At 72.9% G+C, this 4,446-nt stretch carries 5 protein-coding genes; all 5 read left to right on the forward strand.

The genetic code is table 11. The annotated features are described in order from the left end of the window. Nucleotides 1-219 precede the first annotated feature (219 nt). The 5 genes from AB0K09_RS30240 (at nucleotide 220) to AB0K09_RS30260 (ending at nucleotide 4,299) form a co-directional block, all read left to right on the forward strand. Nucleotides 220-1,389, forward strand: a complete 1,170-nt coding sequence (locus AB0K09_RS30240; RefSeq protein ID WP_366068603.1) for an FAD-dependent oxidoreductase — start codon at nucleotides 220-222, stop codon at nucleotides 1,387-1,389. A gap of 68 nt (nucleotides 1,390-1,457) precedes the next feature. After that, nucleotides 1,458-1,823 (forward strand): Rv2175c family DNA-binding protein, encoded by a 366-nt coding sequence (locus AB0K09_RS30245; protein WP_366068599.1) that lies wholly within the window; start codon nucleotides 1,458-1,460, stop codon nucleotides 1,821-1,823. A 94-nt stretch (nucleotides 1,824-1,917) separates the two neighbouring features. Beyond that, nucleotides 1,918-2,574 carry a thiamine phosphate synthase gene (gene thiE / locus AB0K09_RS30250; protein WP_366068600.1) on the forward strand — a complete coding sequence of 219 codons (657 nt, stop codon included), beginning with the start codon at nucleotides 1,918-1,920 and terminating at the stop codon, nucleotides 2,572-2,574. 87 nt (nucleotides 2,575-2,661) lie between these two features. Next, a complete protein-coding gene (metF, locus tag AB0K09_RS30255) occupies nucleotides 2,662-3,579 on the forward strand; it encodes a methylenetetrahydrofolate reductase [NAD(P)H] (RefSeq protein ID WP_366068601.1) in 918 nt (305 codons plus the stop codon). A gap of 39 nt (nucleotides 3,580-3,618) precedes the next feature. After that, nucleotides 3,619-4,299: a hypothetical protein gene (locus AB0K09_RS30260; protein ID WP_366068602.1), complete on the forward strand. Its 681-nt coding sequence runs from the start codon at nucleotides 3,619-3,621 to the stop codon at nucleotides 4,297-4,299. Nucleotides 4,300-4,446 lie beyond the last annotated feature (147 nt).

Here is a 4,446-nt window from a genome sequence, read left to right on the forward strand (position 1 = left end):
GAGGCCGCCAGCCTCCCTCTCAGCCCGGTGCGTCCGGGCTCCCGCGAGTGCGTTGCAGCCGCCACCTTATTACGGGGCGTCAAGGCGGCGGAAGGGCGAGCCGCCCGGCCGCGGGCCGGCAGGGGCTGCTCCCGCAGTCGCCCGCGCCCTAGAGTTGATCGCGTGAGTGAGCAGACGAACGCACCCGCCCTCCGCAGCGCAGTGATCGTCGGCGCGGGCATGGCCGGCGTGCAGACGGCCGTGGCCCTGCGCGAGCAGGGCTGGCAGGGAACGATCCGGCTGCTGGGCGACGAGCCCCATCCGCCCTACGACCGCCCGCCGCTGTCCAAGGCGGTGCTCCTCGGGAAGGCCGAGGGCTCGGCCTTCGAGGTCGACTTCGGCTCCCTCGGCATCGACCTGGAGCTCGGCCGGCGCGCCACCGGCGTACGCCCGGACGAGCACATGCTGGAGACGACCGCCGGCCCCGAGCCCTACGACGTGCTGGTCCTCGCCACCGGCGCCGAGCCGGTCCGGCTGCCGGGCAGCGAGGGCGTGTCCACCGTGCATGTGCTGCGCACGGTGGACGACGTGGAGGGCCTGCGGCCGGTGCTGGCCGCGCGCCACCACGTGGTCGCCGTCGGGGCCGGCTGGATCGGCGCCGAGTTCGCCACCGCGGCGCTGGAGGCGGGCTGCGAGGTGACCGTCGTCGAGGCCGCGGACCGCCCGCTGGCCGGCGTCCTGCCCGCCGAGGTCGCCGACCGCATGACCGCCTGGTACGCCGAGGCCGGCGCCCGGCTGCTCACCGGCGCGCGCGTCGCCGCCGTCGAACCGGGCGCGGTCCTGCTGGCCGACGGCACCCGGCTGCCGGCCGAGGCCGTGGTCGTCGGCGTCGGCGCCCGCCCGGCCACCGGCTGGCTCGCCGGATCCGGCATCGGGCTCGCGCCGGACGCCTCCGTCGCCGCCGACGACCGGCTGCGCACCTCGGTGCCGGACGTCTACGCCGTCGGCGACTGCGTCTCCTTCCCCTCCGCCCGCTACGGCGAGCGGCTGCACGTCCACCACTGGGACAATGCCCTGCAGGGCCCGCGCACGGTGGCGGCGACCATTGCCCACGGCCCGGAGGAGACCCCGCCCTACGACCCGGTGCCGTACTTCTGGTCCGAGCAGTTCGGGCGGTTCGTCCAGTACGCGGGGCACCACGCGGCCGCCAACGAGCTGCTCTGGCGCGGCGATCCGGACTCCACCGCGTGGACGGTGTGCTGGCTGCGCGAGGGCCGCCTCGTCGCCCTCCTGGCCGTAGGCCGCCCGCGCGACCTGGCGCAGGGCCGCAAACTCATCGAACAGGGTGCGGCGCTGAACCGTGAGAAGGCCACGGACCCGGCGGTCCCGTTGAAGGCGGCAGTGGCATAAGGACTCCTTCAGGCGCGCCGCAGGCGCCCCGGCTACCGACTGTCAGTCCCGGATGGCAGGCTTGTCCCGTGACCGAGATTGACACGAAGATCGATGCGCTTGTTCCCGCCTGGCTCACCCTTCCCGACATCGCGGAGGAGCTCGACGTCGAGGTGACGCGCGTCCGCCAGCTGGTCAAGGAGGGCCAGCTGATCGCCGTCCGCCGGGGCGAGAACCGGGTGCTCCAGGTGCCCGCCGACTTCATCGCCGGCGGCAAGATCGTGAAGGGCCTGGCCGGAACCCTCACCCTCCTGCGGGACGACGGCTTCAGCGACGAGGAGATGCTGGAGTGGCTCTTCACCGCCGACCCCACCCTGCCCGGCACCCCGGCGCAGGCGCTGCGCGAGAATCGCGGCACGGAGGTGAAGCGGCGCGCCCAGGCGCTCGCCGTCTGAGTCCGTAACCAGCCAGCACGACCGTCCGGGGGCCCGGGCGCGGGGCCGTGACGCCCCGCGCCCGGCGCCGGGCACCGAACCGGGGGGAGACCCGATGTCCGTCACCGCGCGCGAACGCCTCGCCGACGCCCGTCTGTACCTGTGCACCGACGCGCGCAGGCGCCAGGGCGACCTGCCGGAGTTCCTGGACGCGGTGCTGTCCTCCGGGGTGGACATCGTGCAGCTGCGTGACAAGGGCATGGAGGCCGCCGAGGAGCTGGAGCACCTGGCCGTCTTCGCCGACGCCGCCCGCCGCCACGGCAAGCTGCTCGCGGTCAACGACCGCGCGGACGTCGCCCATGCCGGCCGTTCGGACGTGCTCCACCTGGGCCAGGGCGACCTGCCGGTGCCCGCCGCCCGCGCGATCCTCGGCGAGGAGGTGCTGATCGGCCGTTCCACGCACGCCGAGGCCGAGGTCGACGCCGCCGTCGCCGAGCCCGGCGTGGACTACTTCTGCACCGGCCCCTGCTGGCCCACCCCCACCAAGCCCGGCCGCCACGCCCCCGGGCTGTCCCTCGTGCGGTACACCGCCGCCCTGCGGCCCGCGCGGCCCTGGTTCGCCATCGGCGGCATCGACGCGGGCAATCTCGACCAGGTCCTGGAAGCCGGCGCCCGGCGGGTCGTGGTGGTCCGTGCCATCACCGAGGCCGACGACCCGGGCGAGGCGGCGGCGAAGCTCGCCGGTCGGGTGCGCGCGTACGAAGGGGCCTGAGCGGCCCGATTCGGCCGAATGTAAATCCGCCGTGTCCACTTGATGGACGGGCTTGGGCCGCCCGCGCGCCGCCGGTTACCTTTGGGTATGGCCCTCGGCACTGCTTCGACCAGGACAGATCGCGCCCGGACCGTGCGCGAGCTGCTCGCCTCCGGCGAGCGTTCGTACTCCTTCGAGTTCGCCGCTCCGAAGACGGAGAAGGGCGAACGGACCCTGTGGAACGCCATCCGGCGGATCGAGGCGGTCGCCCCGACCTTCGTCTCCGTCACCTATGGCGCCGGCGGCTCCTCCCGCGCGGGAACCGTGCGGGCCACCGAGCGCATCGCCACCGACACCACGCTGACGCCCGTCGCGCATCTGACGGCGGTCGACCACTCGGTCGCCGAACTGCGCAACGTCATCGGCCAGTACGCCGACGTCGGCATCCGCAACATGCTCGCCCTGCGCGGCGATCCGCCCGGCGATCCCACGGGCGAGTGGGTGCGTCACCCCGACGGCGTCCGGTACGCCGTCGAACTGGTGCGGCTCATCAAGGAGTCGGGCGACTTCTGCGTAGGTGTCGCGGCTTTCCCCGAAATGCACCCCCGGTCCACGGACTGGGAGACCGACATCCGGCACTTCGTGGACAAATGCCGGGCGGGTGCGGATTTCGCCATTACCCAGATGTTCTTCCATCCCGAGGACTATCTCCGCCTCCGTGACCGGGTCGCGGCCGCAGGATGCGACACTCCGATCATTCCGGAAATCATGCCGGTCACCAATGTGCGCCAGATCGAACGATTCGCGCAGCTCAGTAACGCGGCTTTTCCCTCGGGCCTCGCTGAGCGGATCCTCTCGGTGAAGGACGACACGGCCGCTGTACGCTCGGTCGGGATCGAGTACGCGACGGAACTGTGTGCTCGGTTGATGGCCGAAGAGATTCCCGGGCTCCACTTCATTACCCTGAACCACTCAACGGCCACGTTGGAAATCTACGAGAATCTGGGACTGCACCAGCGGTCCTGACGGCCGGCCGGCGACGGCGGGCGGAGGAGAGGGGCGTTAATGGGCTGGACGGTCCTCTACATCGCGTTCGGCGTTGTGGCCCTGTGGCTGCTCGGCGAAGTGCTCCTGCAGTACAAGGCGCGGCTGCGCTGGCGACTGCTGGCCTTCGTCGGCTTCCTGGGCGTCGTGACGGGCGTCGTCCTGCCGTCCGTCGTGGTCATCGTCGTCGGCGCGCTCGCGTTCGCGGTCGGGCAGACGTACGTGACGCTCTCCTTCCGGCGCGGCTTCTCCGCGGGCTGGGCGCTGCGGCGTTCGGCGCCGCAGCCGAAGTCCCGCTCGGGGCGCCGCCGCAAGTCCCAGCGCGGCGCGCCCTCCCCGGCACCGACGCCGACGCCGGCCCCGGCCTCCGTCCCGGAGCCGGCGCCACTGGCCGAACAGGTCCCGCTGCCGGAGCAGGAGACGGCGATGATGCCGAGCGTGCCGCAGCAGCCGGAGTACGGCGCGTACGACGCGCCGGACTACGGCCAGATGCAGGGCCAGCCGCAGGGGCAGTACGCGGCGTACTCGGACCCGTACATCGGCAACCGGCAGCAGCCGTACGACCCTTACGCGTCGCAGCAGTACGGGATGGACACGCCGCCGGGGGGCGTGTGGGTGCCGCAGCAGCGCGACACGGACGCGGCTGCGCCGCAGCAGCAGCCGTACCAGTACTACGACGAGCAGCAGCAGTACCGGTACTGACGCCGGGGGCTTCGCCCCCAGGCCCCCGGACCGCGCTCCGCGCGGTGTCCTCGCCGCACCGGTTGTGGGCAGGCGTTCCGCAAGGCGGAACGGGTGGGCACAACCAGAACGACGGCCTGCACCACCCCGGGGGTCCGGGGGCGGAGC

It is taken from the genome of Streptomyces sp. NPDC049577 (assembly GCF_040675635.1).
GTDB lineage: Bacteria > Actinomycetota > Actinomycetes > Streptomycetales > Streptomycetaceae > Streptomyces.

Coding starts and splice junctions, on each gene's coding strand:
- metF (WP_366068601.1), top strand. CDS start 2,662: ATGGCCCTCGGCACTGCTTCGACCAGGACAGATCGCGCCCGGACCGTG.
- thiE (WP_366068600.1), top strand. CDS start 1,918: ATGTCCGTCACCGCGCGCGAACGCCTCGCCGACGCCCGTCTGTACCTG.
- AB0K09_RS30240 (WP_366068603.1), top strand. CDS start 220: ATGGCCGGCGTGCAGACGGCCGTGGCCCTGCGCGAGCAGGGCTGGCAG.
- AB0K09_RS30260 (WP_366068602.1), top strand. CDS start 3,619: ATGGGCTGGACGGTCCTCTACATCGCGTTCGGCGTTGTGGCCCTGTGG.